15 protein-coding genes and 1 tRNA gene are annotated in these 20211 nt (G+C 71.5%); 6 read left to right on the top strand and 10 right to left on the bottom strand.

Features of this window, described 5'->3' with window-relative positions:
* Positions 1-2: 2 nt before the first annotated feature.
* Positions 3-1838, bottom strand: a complete 1836-nt coding sequence (locus J2S35_RS08685; protein ID WP_309852320.1) for a polysaccharide biosynthesis protein — start codon at positions 1836-1838, stop codon at positions 3-5.
* Between the two features lie 116 nt (positions 1839-1954).
* Between J2S35_RS08685 and J2S35_RS08680 the strand changes: the two genes are divergently transcribed.
* The 3 genes from J2S35_RS08680 to J2S35_RS08670 are packed head-to-tail and all read left to right on the top strand — an operon-like array spanning position 1955 to position 5089.
* Entirely contained in the window at positions 1955-2962 is a 1008-nt protein-coding gene (locus J2S35_RS08680; RefSeq protein WP_309852318.1) for a glycosyltransferase, read from the top strand.
* A gap of 1 nt (position 2963) precedes the next feature.
* Positions 2964-4028, top strand: a complete 1065-nt coding sequence (locus J2S35_RS08675) for a glycosyltransferase (protein WP_309852316.1) — start codon at positions 2964-2966, stop codon at positions 4026-4028.
* Entirely contained in the window at positions 4025-5089 is a 1065-nt protein-coding gene (locus tag J2S35_RS08670) for an NAD-dependent epimerase/dehydratase family protein (protein ID WP_309852313.1), read from the top strand. The genes J2S35_RS08675 and J2S35_RS08670 overlap by 4 nt, the downstream gene beginning before the upstream one ends.
* On the opposite strand, the gene J2S35_RS08665 is transcribed toward J2S35_RS08670, so the two are convergent.
* The 9 genes from J2S35_RS08665 to argS form a co-directional block, all read right to left on the bottom strand.
* The gene (locus J2S35_RS08665; protein ID WP_309852310.1) at positions 5086-6096 is read right to left on the bottom strand and encodes an L-threonylcarbamoyladenylate synthase; all 1011 of its coding nucleotides are present in this window, start codon (positions 6094-6096) and stop codon (positions 5086-5088) included. The two genes, J2S35_RS08670 and J2S35_RS08665, sit on opposite strands and share 4 nt — an antisense overlap.
* The gene (gene prmC / locus J2S35_RS08660; RefSeq protein WP_309852307.1) at positions 6093-7004 is read right to left on the bottom strand and encodes a peptide chain release factor N(5)-glutamine methyltransferase; all 912 of its coding nucleotides are present in this window, start codon (positions 7002-7004) and stop codon (positions 6093-6095) included. The genes J2S35_RS08665 and prmC overlap by 4 nt, the downstream gene beginning before the upstream one ends.
* Positions 6988-8070, bottom strand: coding sequence for a peptide chain release factor 1 (gene prfA / locus J2S35_RS08655; protein ID WP_309852304.1), 1083 nt, complete (start codon positions 8068-8070; stop codon positions 6988-6990). Before prfA ends, prmC begins: the two co-directional genes overlap by 17 nt.
* Positions 8071-8212: 142 nt before the next feature.
* Positions 8213-10243 (bottom strand): transcription termination factor Rho, encoded by a 2031-nt coding sequence (gene rho, locus J2S35_RS08650; RefSeq protein WP_309852302.1) that lies wholly within the window; start codon positions 10241-10243, stop codon positions 8213-8215.
* Positions 10244-10518: 275 nt separating this feature from the next.
* Positions 10519-11514 (bottom strand): homoserine kinase, encoded by a 996-nt coding sequence (thrB, locus tag J2S35_RS08645; protein ID WP_309852298.1) that lies wholly within the window; start codon positions 11512-11514, stop codon positions 10519-10521.
* Complete coding sequence (gene thrC / locus J2S35_RS08640; protein WP_309852295.1) at positions 11511-12611, bottom strand: threonine synthase; 1101 nt, start codon at positions 12609-12611, stop codon at positions 11511-11513. Before thrC ends, thrB begins: the two co-directional genes overlap by 4 nt.
* 2 nt (positions 12612-12613) lie before the next feature.
* The gene (locus J2S35_RS08635) at positions 12614-13927 is read right to left on the bottom strand and encodes a homoserine dehydrogenase (RefSeq protein WP_309852292.1); all 1314 of its coding nucleotides are present in this window, start codon (positions 13925-13927) and stop codon (positions 12614-12616) included.
* 87 nt (positions 13928-14014) lie between these two features.
* Positions 14015-15421, bottom strand: a complete 1407-nt coding sequence (lysA, locus tag J2S35_RS08630) for a diaminopimelate decarboxylase (protein WP_309852289.1) — start codon at positions 15419-15421, stop codon at positions 14015-14017.
* A 3-nt stretch (positions 15422-15424) separates the two neighbouring features.
* The gene (argS, locus tag J2S35_RS08625; RefSeq protein WP_309852286.1) at positions 15425-17074 is read right to left on the bottom strand and encodes an arginine--tRNA ligase; all 1650 of its coding nucleotides are present in this window, start codon (positions 17072-17074) and stop codon (positions 15425-15427) included.
* 196 nt (positions 17075-17270) lie between these two features.
* Here argS and J2S35_RS08620 point away from each other — a divergent pair.
* The 3 genes from J2S35_RS08620 (at position 17271) to J2S35_RS08610 (ending at position 20149) form a co-directional block, all read left to right on the top strand.
* Positions 17271-17346 (top strand) — tRNA-Arg (locus tag J2S35_RS08620).
* Positions 17347-17945: 599 nt separating this feature from the next.
* A complete protein-coding gene (locus J2S35_RS08615; RefSeq protein ID WP_309852283.1) occupies positions 17946-18524 on the top strand; it encodes a hypothetical protein in 579 nt (192 codons plus the stop codon).
* A 179-nt stretch (positions 18525-18703) separates the two neighbouring features.
* On the top strand, positions 18704-20149 hold the full coding sequence (locus J2S35_RS08610; RefSeq protein ID WP_309852280.1) for a dihydrolipoyl dehydrogenase family protein: 1446 nt from the start codon (positions 18704-18706) through the stop codon (positions 20147-20149).
* Positions 20150-20211: the final 62 nt, after the last annotated feature.

Below are 20211 nucleotides of genomic sequence, written 5' to 3'. Positions count from 1 at the left end.
GCCTAGGACTCCGGCGTGATCCGGCGGGCCACGCGCAGGGCCTCGGTGGCGGGGCGGGAGGCGCGGCCCTGACGGAAGAGGTCAAGGTCCAGCTCTCCCGGGGCGAGCGGCGGGACGGCGGTGTGGGCGATGAGGGGATGGAAGGGCGAGCAGACCTCCTCGTCCTCGCGGACAAGCGCCTCCGTCATCTTCTCCCCAGGGCGCAGACCGGTGATGACGATCTCCGTGTCCCGGCCGGAGAGGGCAATGAGCTGGCGGGCAACGTCGATGATCTTGACCGGCTGGCCCATGTCGAGGATGAGGACCTCTCCCCCGCGTCCCACCGCCCCGGCCTGGAGCACGAGCGCCGTGGCCTCGGGGATGGTCATGAAGTACCGCTCCACGTTGGGGTCCGTCACGGTGACAGGCCCGCCGCGCTCAATCTGCTGGGTGAAGAGCGGAAGCACGGAGCCCCGGGAGCCGATGACGTTGCCGAACCTCACCGAGACGTAGCGCGCGTTGGACACCCCGGCCGCCCAGGAGGTCAGGCGCTCCCCCAGCCGCTTCGCGTGCCCCAGGGCGGTGGAGGGGTCGGCCGCCTTGTCCGTGGAGATGTTGACGAAGGTCTCGACGCCCGTGTTGATGGAGGCGATGAGAACGTTGGCGGTGCCGAGGACGTTGGTCTTCCACGCCTCGAGCGGGTACTGCTCCAGGAGGGGGACGTGCTTGAGGGCCGCCGCGTGGAAGACGACCTCGGGCCTGCGGCTCGTGAAGATCTCCTCGAGGGCCTGGGCGTCGCGGATGTCCGCGAGGACGGTCTCCGAGCCGGTGAGGAGGCCCGTGCCCGTCAGGGAGAGGCTCGTGGCCTGCATCGCTGACTCGTCCCGCTCCAGCAGGATGAGCTCGTCGGGCCCGAGCTCGGCGACCTGCCGGCAGATCTCCGAGCCGATGGACCCGCCCGCACCCGTGACGAGCACGCGGCGGCCCTCGATGTAGGAGCGCAGGCTGGGGACGTCGAGGTCAACGGGCGTGCGGCCGAGCAGGTCCTCAAGGCGCACCTCTGTCAGCTGGTCCGCGAGGGCGTTGTCCTCGGGGTGCAGGAGCTCGGAGAGCCGGGGCATGCGGAGCAGGCGAGCGCCCGTGTCCCTCAGCTGCTCGTTGAGCCGGCGGAGCATCGCGGGGTCCGCTTGGGCAACGGCAACGACGACGACGTCCGCGCGGTGCTTCTCCACGAGCGCGCCGAGATCCCGTGTGGACCCGACCACGGGGACCGAGGCCACCCGCAGGTACTTCTTGTGGGGGTCGTCGTCGACCATGCCGACCACCTGGAACTGTCCCGCCGGGTCGTGCATCATCTGGTTGACCATCCCCGTGCCGAGGAAGCCCGCACCCACGACAAGGGCCCGCCGCACCGGAGCCGCGGGCCGCGCCTTGCCCTCGACGTACATGCGCTTCAAGTAGCGCACGCTCGCCATGAAGAGGCACGCGAAGGGGAAGGCGATGATGCCGGAGGAGCGGGGGATGCCGAGGGCGAGGCCGAAGAAGAGACTCGTCGTCACCAGGAGCGCGGTCACCGCGCCCGTGACGACGACGAGCAGACGCAGCTCCTCGAAGCTGCCGAAGGGGTGCTTTCCCCGGTACAGGCCCGCCAGCCACCCGATGATCATCTGAGCCGTGACCGCGAGGGACGCGAAGACGGCGAAGCCGCTCCAGTCGATCGTGTCCACCGTGAGCTCGTAGCGCAGCACCAGGCCGAGGATGATGGCCACGCACCAGCTCAATGCGTCGCAGAGACACTGGACCACGATCCAGAGGCGCGGCTTCTCGTCGGCGACGACGGCGCGGGCGGTGGGGCTCATCGTGGGCTTGCTCTCCTCGGTCCCGGTGGACGGTGCGGCTGTGGAACTAGACTGTGGGGTGCGGCTCGGGCGAGCAGCCTCTGCCGCCGAGCCTCCCGCCGATGAAAGCGAGAACCATGCCCCTGCTGGACGCCGACTCCGTGGCCGTGGCGGCCGTGACGTACAACCGGCCGCAGGATCTTGCGGTCCTCCTCGGCGCCCTGGGGTCCCAGTCACAGACCATCGTACGCATCAGCGTCGTCGATTCGGGGACTCAGCCGGCGTCGGATGTGCTGGAGAATGCCCGCCCGGGGCTCGCCGCCGCCGGGACGGAGCTCGACGTCATCCGCAGCGAGGCCAACCTCGGCGGGGCCGGCGGGTTCTCCCTCGCCATCCTCCACGCTCTCGCCTCAGGCGCTCAGTGGGTCTGGATCATGGACGACGATGCGCGCCCCGAAGACCCTGACTGCCTGTCTGTCCTCTTGTCCGAGGCGCGCGCCCGCTCCCTGCCCGTCGTCCTGCCGATTGTCGCGTCCCCCGAGGACGAGCGCCGCCTCTCCTTCGGCTTCCGCCTCGACGGGCGGCTCGAGTTCAGCCGGAACGCCGTGGAGCGCAAGGGCTTCCTGCCGGACGTGGGCCACTTCTTCAACGGGGCCCTCGTCCACCGTGACGTGTTCTTCCGCGTGGGCCTGCCCGACCTCAAGCTCTTCATCCGCGGGGACGAGACAGACTTCATGCTGCGCCTGCGCCGCGCTGACATCCCCTTCGGCACGGTGTCGACGACGGCGCTGCGCCACCCGACGGGATGGTCCGAGGTCCGCCCCGTGCTCGGCGAGCGCTGGCACGTGCTGGTCCCCGACACGGCGATGAAGCGCGAGGCGTTCTTCCGCAACCGCGGCTATCTCATCCGCCGCCACCGCCGCCTGAAGTCGTTCGTGGCGGACGCCGTGGGATACCCCGTCCACTTCGCTCGCACGCGTGACCTGGCGGGCCTGCGCGAGTGGTCGCGCCCCTTCCTCGACGGGCTCCGGGGCCGCGGGTTCTCCGCCCCCGAGGCTGCGCCGGCCGCCCAGCCTGGTCAGGCGGCGCCCCGGTCCGCGGCTGGCGGCGCCGCGCCTGCCCCCACGCCCCACACGGGAGACTGACGTGACACCGCGTCCCCCGGTCACGGCCCCGTACGCCGGCTCCCCGCTCCTGACTCCGGGGCGGACCATCGCGGTCATCACGACCTACAACCGGGCGAGCCTGCTGGCTGGGCTGCTCGAGTCGATCGCGCGGGAACCCGTCGCGCCAGCCGCCGTCGTCGTCATTGACAACGCGAGCGAGGACGAGACGCCCGCGCTCCTGGAGGGTCTCGCAGGCGGCCTCGAAGGCCCCCGCGGCCACACCGTGCCGCTCGTGGTGGAGCGCCTGCCCCGCAACACGGGTGGGGCAGGCGGCTTCCGGCGCGGCATGGAGCTCGCGCTCTCGGAGCGCTTCGACGCGCTGGTCCCCCGGGAGGAGCGGTGGGTCTGGCTCATGGACGACGACGTCGCGCTCATCCCGGGCGGGCTCGCACGCCTTGCGGCCCGGGAGCTCCGCGCGGACGTCATCCACGGCGCGCGGCTCAACGCGGACGGGACGCCCTTCTTCTGGCGGCACGTGCTCGACCCGGCGACGGGCGTGCACTGGCCCATGCGGGAGCCCGCCAGGAGCGCCCCCGTCGCGGAGACGAACGTCGCGTGCTTCGAGGGCGCGCTCGTCTCGGCGCTGACGGCGGAGACCGTGGGGCTGCCTGACGCGCGGTTCTTCCTCGGCTCGGACGACACGACCTACGGGTTTCTGGCCTCCCGTGCCGTCCGCGTGGTCGTGTGCGATGAGCCGCTGCTGCGCAAGATGCGCGCCCAGGCGTCGATCGACCTCCGCGTACGGCACCTCAACGACGCCTCAGATCTCTCCCGGCGACTCACCCTGCGCAACCGGGCGCTCATGGCTCAGCACCTCGCGCGCGTCGGTGCCCACTCCCCCGCGAGATTCGCCCTGGGCACGGCGCTGACCGCCGCCAAGGAGGCCGTCCGCCTCCTCGCTGTCGAGGCGCCGGCCGCAGTCCGGGAGGACGGGGTTCGGGCGGCGGCGGCCAGGGCCGCGCGCTCGGCGGCCGCCATCGCCCGGGGCCTGCGCGAGGCCAGGCAGGTCAGATCGGGGCGGCTCGACCTGGGGCCCCTGCCGTGAGCGCACCCCGTGGACCGCTGCCCTCGCACGCTGGCCAGGCGGGCGCCCTCGACGCCCGCGAGGCAGCACGGCGCGCCGCGGGAACGGGCCCGCTGACCATCGCCGTCGTCGGGGCCAGCGGTTTCGTCGGCCGGCACGTCGCGGCGGAGGCCGAGGCGAGAGGGCACCGGGTGCTCCGCGTCAGAGCGCCCCGCCTTGACGCCCCGCTTCGCGGCGGCCGCGCCCCGCTCTGGCGCGAGCACGAGGCCCTCGCCCACCGCGCGGCGGAGTTTGCCGCGAGCCTGACCGTGCCCGCCGACGCCGCGAGGGCCCTGGGGCGCGCCGACATCGTCATCAACGCGGCGGGCCTCGCCCGGCCCGACGGGGCCGCCGAGGCTGCCCTCCTCGGGGCCAACGCCGTCCTGCCGCCCCTCCTCGCCCGGGCCAGCGGCGCGCCCCTCATCCATCTCTCCTCGGCGGCCGTCCTCGGGGACCGCCCGCTGACGAGCGCGGCGGAGTGCGCGCCGTTCTCCGACTACTCGGCGTCCAAGGCGGCCGGCGAGCTCGCACTCGACTCCGCCGGCTCGCCGGTGTGCATTGTGCGCGCCACGAGCGTCCAGGGGCCAGAGCGCGCCACGACACGCGCCTTCGCCCGTCTCGCCTGCTCCCCCGCGGGCACATGGAGCGACGACGCGCCGACGCCGCTCACCTCTGCCCTGTCCCTCGCGCGGCTGACCGTGGGGCTCGCGGAGGACGCCGCTGCTGGAAGGGACGTTCCGCGCCGGGTCCTCCAGCCCTGGGAAGGCGCCACGACGCGCTCCGCCCTCGACGCAGCCCGAACCGCGGCTGGACTCGGACCGGCGCGCCGCGTCCCCGCCCCCGCCGCTCGGGCAGCCCTGTGGGCGGCGAGCTCTGCAGGGCGTGTGCCGGGACCCGCCGGGCAGAAGGCGTCCGCGGCACAGCGCAGGCTCGAGCTCTTGTGGCGCGGGCAGCCCCAGACAGACGAATGGCCCCGAGCGAGTCTCCTCGCGGGGCCATCCGAGATTCACGGCGTGCTGGCTGACACCGCCCGTTCACGCTAGAGGGCGCGGCGCGGCTCCGTCGAGGGCCGCGGCACGTCCTCGTCCGCGAGGTTGGGCAGCGGATCGAGGTTGACGGCGTCGCGCGTCGTGTCCGCCCGGCGCGGCCCGGCGGGAGACGCGTGCTCCTGTACCGCCTCGTCGGGGCCCGGCGTGCCGGCGGGGTCAACCTGTGCGGGCGGCGCGTCGTCGAGCACCGCGACCGCCGGGTCCGGCTCGTCCGCGGCCTCCGCTGCTGCCGCAGGCGCGTCGTCGTGCACCCCGCCTGCGAACTCCGCCTCGACGCCCTCCGCGGGCGGCTCGCTGGCCTCGCCCACCGCCTCGCCTGGCGTCTCAGGCTCCTGCGAGGGAGCCTCCTCACCGAGGCCAAGGATGGACGGCACCACGTCCCGCAGCGCCTCAAGGCTGATGGCCCCCTGACGGACGACGCGCAAGACCTCGCCGGTGGCGTCGACGATCGTCGAGGCGACGCCCTCGCCCCCGCCGCGCGGACCCGCCGAAAGGTACGCGTCCACCGCCTCTCCGAGCTGCTCCTGAGCGTCCTCGGCCGTCTCCGCGGCAGGATGGCCCGTGCGGTTCGCAGACGAGACCGCGAGCGGTCCGGTGAAGGCGAGAAGATCGAGGGCGACATCGTCGTCCGGCATGCGCACAGCGACCGTGCCCATGGAATCCCCGAGATCGAGGTTGACGCTCGGCTGCTGGTGGACGATCACCGTCAGTGCACCGGGCCAGAAGGCGGCAGTCAGGTCCCGGACCTCCTGAGAGATCTCCGTCCCGATGCCGTCGAGCGCCTCAGGCCGGTGAACGAGCACCGGCGCGGGCATGGAGCGCCCTCGGCCCTTCGCAGCGAGAAGAAGGCCCACCGCGTGCGGCTCGAAGGCGTTGGCGCCCACGCCGTACACCGTGTCGGTCGGCAGCACCACGAGGCGGCCGTCCTGAATGATGGCCGAGGCGGCGGCAAGGCCCTCACGGCGCTGGATGGGGTCCGTCATGTCAAAGAACTGGCTCACGATGTCATCCTTCCATGTCTGAGCACGCCGTGGGTCATTCGCTCCCGCCCCGTGAGGTCCGGCGACGAGCGCACGTCCTCGAAGCCAAGGCCCGTGAGAGCCTCGCGCAAGGGCTGGCCCTGCCGTTCACCGTGCTCCATGACGAGGAACCCGCCCGGGCGCAGCCACTCCGCGGCCCGCTCCGCGAACAGGAGCGGCAGCCGCAGGCCGTCCGCCCCGCCCCCGTAGAGGGCGATGGCCGGGTCGGCGGCGGCCTCGGGCTGGGTGGGGCGGTCGTCGTCGGGCACGTAAGGCGGGTTGGCGACGACGACATCGAAGGAGGAGAGGAAGTCCTCGCTCGGCGCGGTCGCGTCGGCCTCGATGAGACGCACGCGCGTCCCCAGAAGGTTGCGGGCGGCCCACGCGAGGGCCTCCGGGGAGATGTCGACGGCGGTCACGCGCGACTGGGGCCTCTCCTGCGCTACGGCGGCTGCGATGGCCCCCGACCCCGTGCCGAGATCGATGACATCCATCGCGCCGTTGACGTCGATGCGCTCAAGGACAAGGTCCACGAGGAGCTCCGTCTCGGGACGGGGGACGAGACAGCCCGGGCCGACCTGCAGCTCCAGACGCCGGAACGGGGCCGTGCCGAGGACGTGCTGAAGGGGGACCCGCTCGCGGCGGCGCAGCGCCACCGCCGTCAGCCGGCCCGCCTCCTCGTCCGTCAGCGGCCTGTCCCCCACACTCGGCAGGATGAGGTCGCGGGGCTCAGCGGAGACGGCCGCCGCGGTGAGCGCCCGCGCGTCGTGCCCCGGAGAGTCCACGCCGGCCTCGCGGAGCACTCGCTCCACGGCCCGGTGGGCCTCCCTGACCGAGACGCCGGGGCCGATTCCGGGCAGGTGCGCCTCTGCGCTACTCGCCAGTGCCACCGATGGCCTCCAGCCGGCTCGCCTCGTCGGCGTCGATGCAGGACTGGATTACGGCCTGGAGGTCGCCGTTGAGGACCTGGTCGAGGTTGTACGCCTTGTACCCCGTGCGGTGGTCCGCGATGCGGTTCTCGGGGAAGTTGTACGTGCGGATGCGCTCACTGCGGTCCATGGTGCGGATCTGCGACTTGCGCTGCTCGGCGTTCTCGGCGTCGATCTGCTCCTGCTGGTGCGCCAACAGGCGCGAGCGGAGCACGCGCATGGCGGCCTCGCGGTTCTGCAGCTGCGACTTCTCGTTCTGCATGGCGACGACGATGCCCGTGGGCAGGTGCGTGATGCGCACGGCGGAGTCAGTCGTGTTGACGGACTGGCCGCCCGGGCCGGACGAGCGGTAGACGTCGATCTTGAGGTCGTTCTGGTGGATCTCCATCTCCTCGGGCTCGTCCACCTCCGGCAGCACGAGCACGCCCGCCGCCGACGTGTGGATGCGGCCCTGAGACTCGGTCACCGGCACGCGCTGGACGCGGTGGACGCCGCCCTCGAACTTGAGGGACGCGTACACGCCCTGGGCCGGGTCGTTGGACTTGCCGTGGATGGCCATCTGGACGTCCTTGTACCCGCCCTGGTCCGACTCGGTGGCCGAGATGATCTCCGTCTTCCAGCCGCGCGTGTTCGCGTAGCGCTCGTACATGCGCAGGAGGTCGCCGGCGAAGAGCGCGGCCTCGTCGCCGCCCTCGCCGCCCTTGACCTCAAGGATGACGTCGCGCGCGTCGTTGGGGTCCCGCGGGATGAGGAGGCGGCGCAGCTTCTCCTGCGCCTGCTCGAGGTCGGCCTCGAGCTGGGGGATCTCCGACGCCAGCTCAGCGTCCTCCGCCGCGAGCTCCCGCGTTGCCTCGAGGTCCTCGGTGAGCTGCGTGTAGCGACGGTGCGCGTCCGCGATGCCCGTCAGCTCCGCGTAGCGGCGCCCGAGCTTCTTCGCCAGGGAGGCGTCGGCGTGGACAGCCGGGTCAGAGAGACGGATCTGGAGTTCGGCGTGCTCGTCGAGCAGGCCTTTGACTGATTCGAACATGGTTCCTCTCACCGTGAGGCGGCTGCCTCACCAGGGTATCGGCGTGGGGGCTTCCGCCCCCGGGGTACGACGACGGCGCCCGCCCCACTCCGCCCCCGCCCCGGATGGGGGCAGGGTACGGGGCGGGACGGGCGCCGGGCCGCTAGTCGTCGTCGGACTTGACGCCGAGCGTGGTCTTCTGCACCTGCATGAGGAACTCGACGTTCGAGCCCGTCTCGCGGATGCGCTGCGTGAGCAGCTCCAGCGCCTGCTGGGTGTCCAGACCCGAGAGGACGCGGCGGAGCTTCCACATGATCTTGACCTCTTCGCTGGACATGAGGTTCTCCTCGCGGCGCGTGCCGGACGCGTTGACGTCCACGGCCGGGAAGATGCGGCGGTCCGCGAGCTGGCGCGAGAGCCGAAGCTCCATGTTGCCCGTGCCCTTGAACTCCTCGAAGATGACCTCGTCCATCTTGGACCCGGTCTCGACGAGCGCCGTGGCGAGAATGGTCAGCGAGCCGCCATTCTCGATGTTGCGGGCTGCACCGAAGAAGCGCTTGGGCGGGTACAGCGCCGCCGAGTCCACGCCTCCGGAGAGGATGCGGCCCGAGGCCGGGGCCGCGAGGTTGTACGCGCGCCCCAGGCGAGTCATCGAGTCGAGGAGGACGACGACGTCCTTGCCCATCTCGACAAGGCGCTTCGCGCGCTCGATCGCGAGTTCGGCGACGGTCGTGTGGTCGTCGGCAGGGCGGTCGAAGGTCGAGGCGATGACCTCGCCCTTGACGGAGCGCTGCATGTCCGTGACTTCTTCGGGGCGCTCGTCGACGAGCACCATCATGAGATGGACCTCAGGGTTGTTCGTCGTGATCGCGTTGGCGATGGACTGGAGGACCATCGTCTTGCCCGCCTTGGGCGGCGAGACGATGAGGCCGCGCTGGCCCTTGCCGATGGGCGCCACGAGGTCGATGACGCGCGTGCCCACCTTCTTCGGCTCGGTCTCGAGTCGCAGGCGCTCCTGCGGGTAGAGGGGCACGAGCTTGTTGAACTCGACGCGATCCTGGTTGGACTCGGCCGGGCGCCCGTTGATCGTCGTCACGCGCAGGAGGGCGTTGAACTTGGCGCGAGCGGAGTTGCCGCGGTTCTGCTCCTCCCCGTCGCGGGGCGCGCGCACGGCGCCGACCACGGCGTCGCCCTTGCGCATGTTGTACTTCTTGACCTGGTTGAGCGTCACGTAGACGTCCTTGGGGCCCGGGAGGTACCCGGAGGTGCGGACGAACGCGTAGTTGTCCAGGACGTCGAGGATGCCAGCCACGGGCAGGAGGACGTCGTCCTCGGTCAGCTCGGTGTCGTCGACATCCGGCTGTCCGCCGCGGCGGCGGTTGGTGCGATCGTTGCGGTCGTTCCGGTTGCGGTCCCGGCGGTTGCGCCGCGAACGGCGGTCCCCGTCCTGGTCCGAGTCGCCGTTGCGGCCGTTGCGCCCGCCGCGGTCCGACTGCGAGTTGCGGTCCGACTGCGAGTTGCGCTCGTCGTTGCGCTCGCTCTTCTCGGAGCCATTGGCGCTCTTGTCCCCGCGGCGCTCGTTCTTCTCGCCTCGGTCCTGGGTGTTCTCGGCCTCGCCGTCGCGGCCGCGACGGTTGCGGTTGCGGCGGTTGCGGCTGGGGCGCTCGCCGTCCTGGCCGTTGTCCTGGCCGTTGTCCTGGCCGCCGTCCTGCTTCTCGGCCTTCTCGGCGGGCTGCTCGGAAGAGCTCTCTGCGGCGGCCTCGCTCGGCGCCCCTGCGGGGCTCGTGGCCTTGCGGCGGGTGCGGCCGCGGCGGCTGCCGCTCTCCTCGGCCGGGGCCTCGGTCTGCTCGGCCTGAGGCGCGTCCGCTGCGGGGGCCTCTTCGGCCTTCGGCGCGCGACGCTGGCGCGCGGGCTTCTCTGCGGCAGGCTCAGCGGCCTGCTCCGGCGCCGCGGCCTTCTCGGCGCGTGCGCGGTCCTCAGCCTGGTCCTTCGCCACAATGGCGGAGCCGCGCTGGTGATCCTGGATGGCGGACACGAGGTCCGACTTGCGCATGCGCTTGGCCCCGGTGATCCCGAGCTGCGATGCGAGGTTCTGAAGCTGGGCGAGCTTGAGGCTCGCGAGTCCGGCGCCCGCAGTGGAGCGTGCCGGAGAGGTCGATTCCGTGCCTGGCGTCAGGTCGGTGGATTCGGTCACGAAGGTTCCTTCCCCCTCGTCGGGCGCCCCCTCGGCAAGGCGGGGAGCGCGGTGTGTGTGTCTTCGGGCCTGGCCACTGTGGCCGGCATATGCCGATCTGCTCGGCGCACGCGCCGATTCATCAGGGAAGACTCGAAAGAGGCTGTCCGGCGGCTGATGCGGCGAGTCTTCTCAGACAGGGTGGTTCATGAGCGGAGCGTCAAGGCGGGTCAACCGCAGGACGGGGTCCGGTTCACGGCACACATGCGAGCAAGACTCGTCTGGCCGGGTTCGCGTCAACCCGAGGTTCCAGAGGCGGCCTCGCGATTCGACGACAACTCCACCCTAGCACCGCAGTCCGTGAATTCGGGCGTCAGGACGGCGAAGCCGCGCCGTGCGAACTCCTGCGAGGCGGCGTCGGCCTCCCCCGCGTCCCGGGCGAGCGCGATGACCGTGGGGCCCGCACCGGAGATCGCCGCAGCGACGGACGCCGAGCGCAGCGACTGCATCGCCTCATAGGCCTCGGGCATCGCGCTCGCCCGGGCGTCCTGGTGCAGGTAGTCGCGAGTCGCGGCCATGAGGAGCTCGGGCCGCTCGGTGAAGGCGAGGAGCAGAAGTGCCGCGCGCCCCGCATTCGCGGCGGCGAGCGCGTGGGGCACGGCGGCGGGGAGGGCGGCGCGCACCGCCTCCGTCTTCACCTCGAACTCGGGGATGCCGACGACGGGCGTCACCCCCGCCGAGGGCTGGACCACGGCCGTCTCGAAGCGCCCGCCCCCAGCGTCCTCCGTCCACGAGACGCTCAGGCCGCCGAACACGGCTGGGGCGACGTTGTCCGGGTGCCCTTCGAGGCGGCTCGCCCGCTGGAAGATGTCCGCCTGTGAGGGCCTCAGATCCGGGTCCTCGACGAGGGCCGCGGCGGCGGAGAGCGCGCCGACGATTGCCGCCGCGCTCGAGCCCAGTCCCCGTGCGTGGGGAATGACGTTCTCGCAGGAGAGCTCCAGGACGAGCCCGGTGAGGTCGGCGCCGAGCTCCCTCCAGGAGCGGGCCATGAGGTCCGCGATGAGGTGCGTCGCGTCCGAGGGCAGGCTGTCCGCACCGTGGCCGGAGACGCGCACCTGGGCCGAGAACGGTGCGCTCTCCTCGCCGGCGCGCTCGAGGCGGGCGGTCACGGAGTCGCGGAGGCCCAGCGCGAGGCCGGCCGAGTCGAATCCGGGGCCCAGGTTCGCGCTCGTCGCGGGCACGGAGACCGTGACGACCTCCCCCAGGCGGAGAATGCCGCCGGCGGGGCTCACGCGAGGCCCAGGGCAGCGGCCACCTGGACGACGTCGTTCTCGACGACCGTCGGAGTGATGTCCGAGCCGTCCGCGGCCCGCAGCGCCCACTGGGGGTCCTTGAGCCCGTGTCCCGTCACGGTGATGACGATGGTCTTGCCGCTCGGCAGCTCCCCCGCCTCGTGCATCTTGAGCAGCCCGGCCACTCCCGCCGCAGAGGCGGGTTCGACGAACACGCCCTCCTTCGCGGAGAGCCAGCGGTGAGCCTCGAGGATCTCCTCGTCCGAGACCGAGTCGATCCGCCCCCCGGACTCGTCCCGCGCCGCAATGGCGCCGTCCCACGAGGCGGGGTTGCCGATCCGGATGGCCGTGGCGATGGTCTCCGGCTCCGTGACGGGGTAGCCGGCCACGAGCGGCGCCGCGCCGGCCGCCTGAAAGCCCATCATGGCGGGTCGCTTCGTCGAGACGGCGGGAAGCACACGCCCGTCCGCCGTCGTGAACTCCTCCGCATACTCCTTGTACCCCTTCCAGTACGCGGTGATGTTCCCGGCGTTCCCGACGGGCAGGAAGTGGAAGTCCGGGGCGTCGCCGAGGAGGTCGACGACCTCGAAGGAGGCCGTCTTCTGGCCCTCGATGCGTGCCGGGTTGACGGAGTTGACGAGGTACGCAGGGTAGTTCTCGGAGAGCTTGCGGGCGATCTCGAGGCAGTCGTCGAAGTTGCCCTCGACCTGCAGGAGCTCCGCGCCGTGCGCCACGGCCTGCGAGAGCTTGCCCATCGCAATCTTCCCGTTGGGCACGAGAACGGCGCACGTGATGCCCGCCTGCGCGGCGTAGGCCGCGGCGGACGCGGACGTGTTGCCCGTCGAGGCGCAGACCACGGCCTCGGCCCCGTCCGCGATCCCGCTCGTCACGGCCATCGTCATGCCGCGGTCCTTGAACGAGCCGGTGGGGTTCATCCCCTCGACCTTGAGGAGGACCCGGTTGCCCGTGTGCGCGGAGAGCTTCGGCGCCTCAACGAGCGGGGTGCCGCCCTCGCCGAGCGTGATGACGCGCGTCTCCTCGGTGACGGGGAGGCGGTCGGCATACTCGCGGATCACTCCGCGCCAGACATGGGCCATGGCTATTTCGCTCCTACTCGCATGAAGGTGGGCTTGCGGATGACGGACGGCAGGGAGGCGAGGTCCTGGACGGTCGCGTGCAGGTCCCCCTCCGCGCCCTCGTGGGTGATGATGCGGAGCTCCGCCGCCGCGTCCGCTCCCTCGGGCGCACGGCCCTGGGACATGGACTCGATGGACTGGCCGTGCGCCGAGAAGACGCGCGCAATCTGCTCCAGGACGCCCGGGCGGTCCTCGACGACGACAGCGACTGCGTACCTCGTCCGCGACTCAGCGAAGGGCAGCGCCTCGATGCTTCGGGCCGCCGCCTCCGTCCGGCCCGGTCCGCCGGCGACGACCCGCCGGGCCGCCGAGACCAGGTCGCCCATGACGGCCGAGGCGGTGGGGGCGCCGCCCGCACCCTGGCCCATGAACATCAGCTCGCCCGCGTTGTCCGCGGTGACGTAGACGGCGTTGAACGCGCCGCGGACGGCCGCGAGCGGATGATCGGCGGGCACGAGCGTGGGGTGAACACGGACCGAGGCGGCGTCCGCGCCGCCTTCGCGTGCCACCCGCTCGGCGATGGCCAAGAAGCGGATGACGTGGCCGGACGCGCGTGCGGCCTCGATGTCGCGGCTCGTCACCTCGGTGATGCCCTCGGTGTGCACAGCCTCGAGGGGGAAGACGGTGTGCAGGCCGAGGGAGGCCAGGATGGCCGCCTTCGCCGCGGCGTCCCCGCCCCCGACATCGGCCGTGGGGTCCGCCTCCGCGTAACCGAGCTCCTGGGCACGCGCCAGCGCGTCGTCGAACCCCGAGCCGTGCGTGGTCATCATGTCGAGGATGTAGTTCGTCGTGCCGTTGACGATGCCCATGATGGACGTGATCCGGTCGCCGGCCAGCGAGTCCCGGATGGGGCGCAGGATGGGGATGGCTCCCGCAACGGCAGCCTCGTAGGAGAACTGCACTCCGCTCTCCGTGGCAGCCGTCGACAGCTCCTCGAGGCGGGCGGCGATGAGCGCCTTGTTCGCGGAGACGACGGTCTTGCCCGCGCGCAGGGCCCGGAGGATGAGCGACCCGGCCGGCTCAAGGCCGCCCATGAGCTCCACGACGATGTCGGCCCGGTCCACGAGCCCCTCGAGGTCCGCAGTGACGATGTCTCGGCTCACGTGCGGCCCGCGATCAGCCGAGGTGTCCCGCACGCCCACCCCGACGAGGTCCAGACGGGCCCCCGTGCGCGCGGCGAGCTCCTCCGCGTCCTCCATGAGAATGCGGGCCACTTCCTGGCCGACAGTGCCGCAGCCGAGGAGGGCTACGGAGAGTGCAGTGGGGCTCGGGGCCATGATGTGCGGTCTCCTAGAACGGGGTCAGGTCTGGGTCCTTCAGGGCGGCGTCGTTGACGGCGGGGGCCCGGCGCCGGTCAGCCGTGCTCAGCCGATGTCGCGCGCCAGCAGGTCGTCCTCCGTCTCACGGCGGACGATCAGCCGCGCCTCGCCGCCGCGCACCGCGACGACGGCCGGGCGGGGAAGGTAGTTATAGTTGCTGGACAGCGCCCAGCAGTAGGCGCCCGTGGCCGGAACCGCGAGGAGGTCCCCAGCGGCCACGTCGCCGGGCAGGTAGGCGTAGCGGACCACGATGTCACCGGACTCGCAGTGCTTGCCGACGACCCGGCTGAGGACCGGCTCCGCAGCAGACGTGCGCGAGGCGAGCGTCACCGAGTAGTCCGCCCCGTAGAGGACGGGACGGGGGTTGTCGCTCATGCCGCCGTCCACCGCGACATAGCGCCGCACCGCGCCACCCGCGCCGGACTCGAGGCGGACATCCTTGACCGTCCCGGCCTCGTAGAGCGTGAAGGTCGTGGGGCCGACGATGGCGCGGCCGGGCTCCACAGACACACTCGGGACGGCCAGGGAGTGGGCCGCGCACTCGCGGGCGACGACGTCCGCGCTCGCCTCGGCGAGCTCCGCGACGGGGCGGGGCGTGTCCTCGGGGGTGTACGCGATGCCGTGTCCGCCGCCGAGGTCCAGCTCACTCAGCTCAACCCCGTGCTCGTCCCGGATCTCCGCAAGGAAGGCGATGAGACGCGCAGCGCTCTGCTCGAAGCCCGTGGGCTCGAAGATCTGCGATCCCACATGGGCGTGGACGCCGAGGAGCTCGAGGTGCTCGCTCGCGATGGCCCGGGCGGCGGCCTCGTGCGCCTCGCTGCGTCCCTCGTCTGAGGCCATCGAGAGGCCGAACTTCTGGTCCTCGTGCGCCGTGGCGATGGACTCGTGGGTGTGCGCCTGCACCCCGGTCTTGAGCCGGAGCATGACGGGGGCGACGACGCCGCGTTCCCGCGCGATCCGCTCAACGAGGCTCAGCTCGTCGAGCGAGTCCGAGACGATGCGGCCAACGCCGTCGTCCAATGCCCGCGCGATCTCCGCCGCCGACTTGTTGTTGCCGTGGAGCGCGACCCGCGCGGCCGGGAAGCCGGCCCGCCTGGCCACGAGCATCTCCCCCGCCGAGCACGTGTCCAGGCCGAGACCCTCGGACTCGACCCAGCGCGCGACCTCCGTGCAGAGGAACGACTTGCCCGCATAGTAGACCTCGGCCTCGGCACCGATCCTCTTGAACGCCTCCGCGAAGGTGTCGCGGAACAGGCGCGCTCGGCGGCGGAAGTCCTCCTCGCTCAGGACGAAGAGCGGGGTGCCGAACTCGCGCGCGAGCTCCGCCGCGGGGAGGCCGGCGACGGACACCTCCCCCGCGGCCGACCGGGCGACGTCGGCCGCCCACTCATCCGGGCGCAGGGCGTTGACGTCGTCTGGGACCGTGAGCCAGGCAGGGGCGTGCGCGTTCATGCCCTACATCCTTGTCGGAGCGGAGACGCCGAGCAACGCGAGTCCATTGGCCAAGACCTGCGTCGTCGCGTCGTTGAGGTGGCGGCGCGCGTGGTGCGCGGGGGTCAGGTCCTCGCCCGCGCGCGGCGCGATGCGGTTCTCCCCATACCAGGAGTGGTAGTCGCTCGCGAGGGACTCGAGATAGCGCGCCACCCGGTGCGGCTCGCGGAAGCGGGCGGCTTCGGCGACGACGGCGGGGAAGCGGCTCAGCGCGGCCAAGAGTGCCTCGTCGCCCGCCGAATCGAGGCGGGCCGGCTCGAAACCGGTGCGCGTCACGCCGGCGGCCTCGGCCTTCTCCGCTGCGGAGCAGGAGCGAGCGTGGGCGTACTGGACGTAGAAGACGGGGTTGTCGTTGGTCCGCGAGCGCAGCAGGTCCGGGTCGATCGTCATGGGCGAGTCCGCCGGGAAGCGCGCCAGGGAGTAGCGCAGCGCGTCCGTGCCGAGCCACTCGACGAGGTCCTTGAGCTCGATGATGTTGCCGGCCCGCTTGGACAGGCGGGCCCCGTTGACGCTGATGAGCTGGCCGATGAGGATCTCGATGTTGTGGTCCGCGTTGTCCCCCGCCGCGCTGGCGATGGCCTTGAGGCGGCCGATGTAGCCGTGGTGGTCGGCGCCGAGGAGGTAGATCTTCTGGTCGTAGCCGCGGTCCTTCTTGGAGAGGTAGTAGGCGGCGTCGGCGGCGAAGTAGGTGGGCTCGCCGTTGGCGCGGATCATGACCCGGTCCTTGTCGTCCGTGAAGTCGGTGGTGCGCAGCCAGACCGCCCCGTCCTGCTCGTAGACGTGGCCCTGCTCGCGGAGGCGCTCGACAGCCTTCTCGACGGCGCCCGACTCGTGCAGGTCAGACTCGGAGAAGTAGGTGTCGAACTCGACGTTGAAGGCCGCGAGCGTGTCCTTGATGTCCTGCATCTGGAGCGCGTAGCCCTCGGCCCGGAGGACGGGGAGCGCGGCCTCGTCCGTGAGCTCCTTGACGTCAGGGTGGTCCGCGGCGATCGCGTCCGCGAGCTCCTGGACGTACGCGCCGGGGTACCCGCCCTCGGGGACGCTCTCCCCCTTGAGGCGCGCGAGGATCGAGGCTGCGAAGACGTTCATCTGCGTGCCGGCGTCGTTGATGTAGTACTCGCGGGTGACGTCCGCGCCGCTGGCGGAGAGGACGCGGCCCAGCGCGTCGCCGAGCGCGGCCCAGCGGGTGTGGCCGATATGGAGGGGGCCGGTCGGGTTGGCGGAGACGAACTCGACGTTGATGACCTGCCCGGCGAGGGAGTCGTTGCGCCCGTAGGCGGCGCCCTGCTCGAGGATCGCGGCGGCAAGCTGGCCCGTCGAGGCCGCGTCGAGACGGAGGTTGAGGAAGCCCGGGCCGGCGATCTCGACGCTCGAGACGCCCTCGATCTCCGTGAAGCGCGGGATGAGGAGTTCGGCGAGCGCGCGCGGCGCCATGCCTGCCTTCTTGCCCAGCTGGAGGGCGATGTTCGTGGCCCAGTCTCCGTGAGCTCGCGACTTGGGGCGCTCCACTCGGACCTCGGGCAGGGACTCGCCTTCGGGGAGGCGGAGGTCCCCCGCCTCGATAGCGGCGGAGAGGGCGGCGGTCAGGGCTGCGGAGAGTTGTTCTGGAGTCACCCGCCCATTCTAGGCGGCACGGCGCTGGACCGCTCGGGCGTCCGCAGGCGCCGGCCCGCCCTGGCCTCCCCTTGACGGTGCGGGGGCGGGTGTCCGGTCCGTCTTCCCTCAGGGATCACGACGACGGGGCCGCCGATTCCTCATCCCCCGTCAAGAACTGCTAATCTCGGTGATGCGCGTGTTTCATGCGCAAGCGGCCCGCGTAGCTCAGTGGATAGAGCGTCTGCCTCCGGAGCAGAAGGTCGTAGGTTCGAATCCTGTCGCGGGCACCACACAAGAGAGCCCCCGCCTGTCAGTCAATGCGCTGAACGGGCGGGGGCTCTCGCTGTCTGTCGGGGCCCCGCGGTCCCCGCCTGCCGATTCACGGCATCGTCAGCCGATCCACGTCAGCTTCCCGGCCTTCGACCCGCGACATCAGGCTCCGCTCCGAGCGCAGTTCGATCATTCATGGCGCAGACCGACACTCATCCGGAGGCCCCTTAGGCCACCTGCACCCGCGAGTCCCTGGTCACCGAAACCCCAGGCCTCGCCTTTGGGCCACGCGACTGTTGCATAGGGCTCGTGCCCGAGTGCGCGGCCGAAGAACCCACGCGAGCGGTACCCCCGCGGCGTGACCCCTCCCCGCCCGCGAGGCCACCCGCGCCCGCCAGACAGGAGCGATCTGGGTGGTTCATTGACTGGGACATCCGACCCGGCCCCAGGGGGCGCCCCAAGCGACAAGCGGCATGGAAGGCTCAGTGCGCACAAGCACCACTGCGAACCCAGGTGTCCAAAAAGTAAGACGAACGCCTTGACTACTTATTCAACATCTAGTTAGGCTAACGATGACAATTGAAAACAATTGTCCACCCACCCGAATGAGGAGACACCCTTGGCACAGTCCATCCCACGTCGCAAGATCGCCGCAGGCGCCGCGTGGTCCGCCCCCGCCGTCGCGCTGGCCTCTGCAGCCCCGGCCCGCGCCGCCTCCAAGCACTGCACCCCCTGGAGCAACTGGAACTACAGGATCGAGAATGTCCAATACGTTGGCATCGACGGGGCGCTCGGCACCGTCTCGTTCTGGACCGTCGTCGAGCCCGGCACCCAGCCCGTGGGCGGCTGCGCTGCTCCCGATGACATCAGCACGGTCAGCCTCACCGTGACCGTCACCCGCAACGCGGGCAGCGTCAACCGGTTCCGCACCGTGACACTCGCCCAGCTGGACCGCATCACGCAGGTCGTCAAGACCTACGACGTGGCCAAGACCAAGCACCACCCGATCGGCGGCACCGACTACGAGTGGGTCATCACGTTCAACCCGAGCGACGTGTACCGCCTCAACGGGCAGCACCGCTTCTACACCACGCTGCACGCCGGCGACGGCGGAATCCTCGGGGGCCGAATCACCAACCGACTCCAGATCAATGGCGTCACCCAGACGTTCGAGAACCAGGGAGACCAGGTCTTCTGATCCTGCGGAGGTGCCGCGCGCCACGGCGCACAGCCGCTCACCTGCACGGTGGGCGGCCTTCGCATGTTCCCGACGCCCCTGCCCCGCCTCCTGCTCGACACGCGGAATACGCCACCGCCGCCCGGACGTTGAACGCGAGAGAATTGATGACACGTGGACACTTCGAGCGAAAGGCAGCCATGACTGACGCGACCAGCACCCCTGACACCCACGAATCCACCCATGTCGAGACCCTCGTGATCGGCTTCGGCAAGGCGGGAAAGTCCCTCGCCGTGCAGCTCGCCAAGGCGGGACGCCAGGTGACGCTCATCGAGCAGAGCTCCCGCATGTACGGCGGCACGTGCATCAACATCGGCTGCGTGCCCACCAAGACCCTCGTGCACAGTGCCGACGTGCGCCGCGAGGCCCCGTCGTCGCCCTCCCCTGAGGAGTTCTACGCGAGCGCCGTGGAGCGCAAGGAGACGCTCCGGGAGAAGATGAACGCCGCGAACCTGGCCATGGTGGAGACCCCGGGCGCCACGGTGGTCACGGGCCGGGCCCGCTTCGTGGGCGAGCGCACCGTCGAGGTGACGGCCGGCGAGGACCGCCTTCGGATCACGGCGGACAACGTCGTCATCGGCACGGGCGCCACGCCCCGCCTGCCGAGCATCGAGGGCCTGCCGGAGAACCCCCTGGAGGACCCCCGCGTGGTCACGAGCACCGAGCTCATCGACCGCACCGAGCTGCCGCGCCGCCTCGCAATCCTCGGCTCCGGCTTCATCGGCCTCGAGTTCGCGAGCATGTACTCCGGCTTCGGCTCGGAGGTCACGGTCATCGGCCGCGAGGACCGCCTCGCGCCCCGCGAAGACGAGGCGGCGTCCGAGGCCATCGCGGAGCTCCTGGAGAAGCAGGGGGTCGCCCTGAAGCTCGGGCGCACCCTCGAGTCCGTCTCTGCGGGCGACGACGGCGGGCCGCTCACCCTGAACCTCGCGGGCGGGGACAGCGCCGAGCGGGTCGAGGCGGACGTCCTGCTCATCTCCGCCGGCCGCATCCCGGCCACCGAGGGGCTGGGCCTCGCCGAGGCGGGGGTTGAGACGGACGAGTCAGGCGCCGTCGTCGTCGACTCCCTCCTGCGCACGAGCGCTCCCGGCGTCTGGGCCGTGGGCGACGTCAAGGGAGGGCCGCAGTTCACGTACGTGTCGTTCGACGACTTCCGCATCCTCAAGGACCAGCTGCTCGCGGGCAAGGGCGAGTCCGGGCGCACCACGGAGGACCGCGGGCCCGTCCCGAGCACGACCTTCCTCACGCCCCCGTTCTCCCGCGTGGGTCTCACGGAGCGCGAGGCCCGCGAGCGCGCGGCCGACGAAGGCTGGGACGTGGCGGTGGCCCGAAAGAAGGTGGCCGAGCTGGCGGCAATGCCGCGGCCCAAGGCGCTCGGGCAGACGGACGGCTTCTACCAGGTCGTGGTCGACAAGACCTCCGGGAGGATCCTCGGCGCCACGCTCTTCGCGGTGGACAGCCAGGAGGTCATCAACCTGGTCACGATGGCCATGAAGCACGACCTGCCCTACACGGCACTGCGGGACGCGATCTACACGCACCCGTCCTCGAGCGAGGGCCTCAACGAGCTGCTCGCGGGGATCTAATCACGTAGATCTCAGCGGCGCAGTCACGGTGCCTCAAGCCGCGCGAGGCCCGCGCCTCCCAG

It is taken from the genome of Falsarthrobacter nasiphocae, assembly GCF_031456275.1.
In the GTDB taxonomy this organism is placed as follows: Bacteria; Actinomycetota; Actinomycetes; order Actinomycetales; family Micrococcaceae; genus Falsarthrobacter; species Falsarthrobacter nasiphocae.
Note: the sequence above shows the minus strand (reverse complement) of the source record. Positions and strands in the feature narration are given on the sequence as shown.

Bases quoted from the DNA above. Each gene is read 5' to 3' on its own strand.
- J2S35_RS08685 (WP_309852320.1), bottom strand. From the start codon at position 1,838: ATGAGCCCCACCGCCCGCGCCGTCGTCGCCGACGAGAAGCCGCGCCTC.
- J2S35_RS08680 (WP_309852318.1), top strand. From the start codon at position 1,955: ATGCCCCTGCTGGACGCCGACTCCGTGGCCGTGGCGGCCGTGACGTAC.
- prfA (WP_309852304.1), bottom strand. From the start codon at position 8,070: ATGTTCGAATCAGTCAAAGGCCTGCTCGACGAGCACGCCGAACTCCAG.
- thrC (WP_309852295.1), bottom strand. From the start codon at position 12,611: ATGGCCCATGTCTGGCGCGGAGTGATCCGCGAGTATGCCGACCGCCTC.
- J2S35_RS08635 (WP_309852292.1), bottom strand. From the start codon at position 13,927: ATGGCCCCGAGCCCCACTGCACTCTCCGTAGCCCTCCTCGGCTGCGGC.
- lysA (WP_309852289.1), bottom strand. From the start codon at position 15,421: ATGAACGCGCACGCCCCTGCCTGGCTCACGGTCCCAGACGACGTCAAC.
- J2S35_RS08610 (WP_309852280.1), top strand. From the start codon at position 18,704: ATGACTGACGCGACCAGCACCCCTGACACCCACGAATCCACCCATGTC.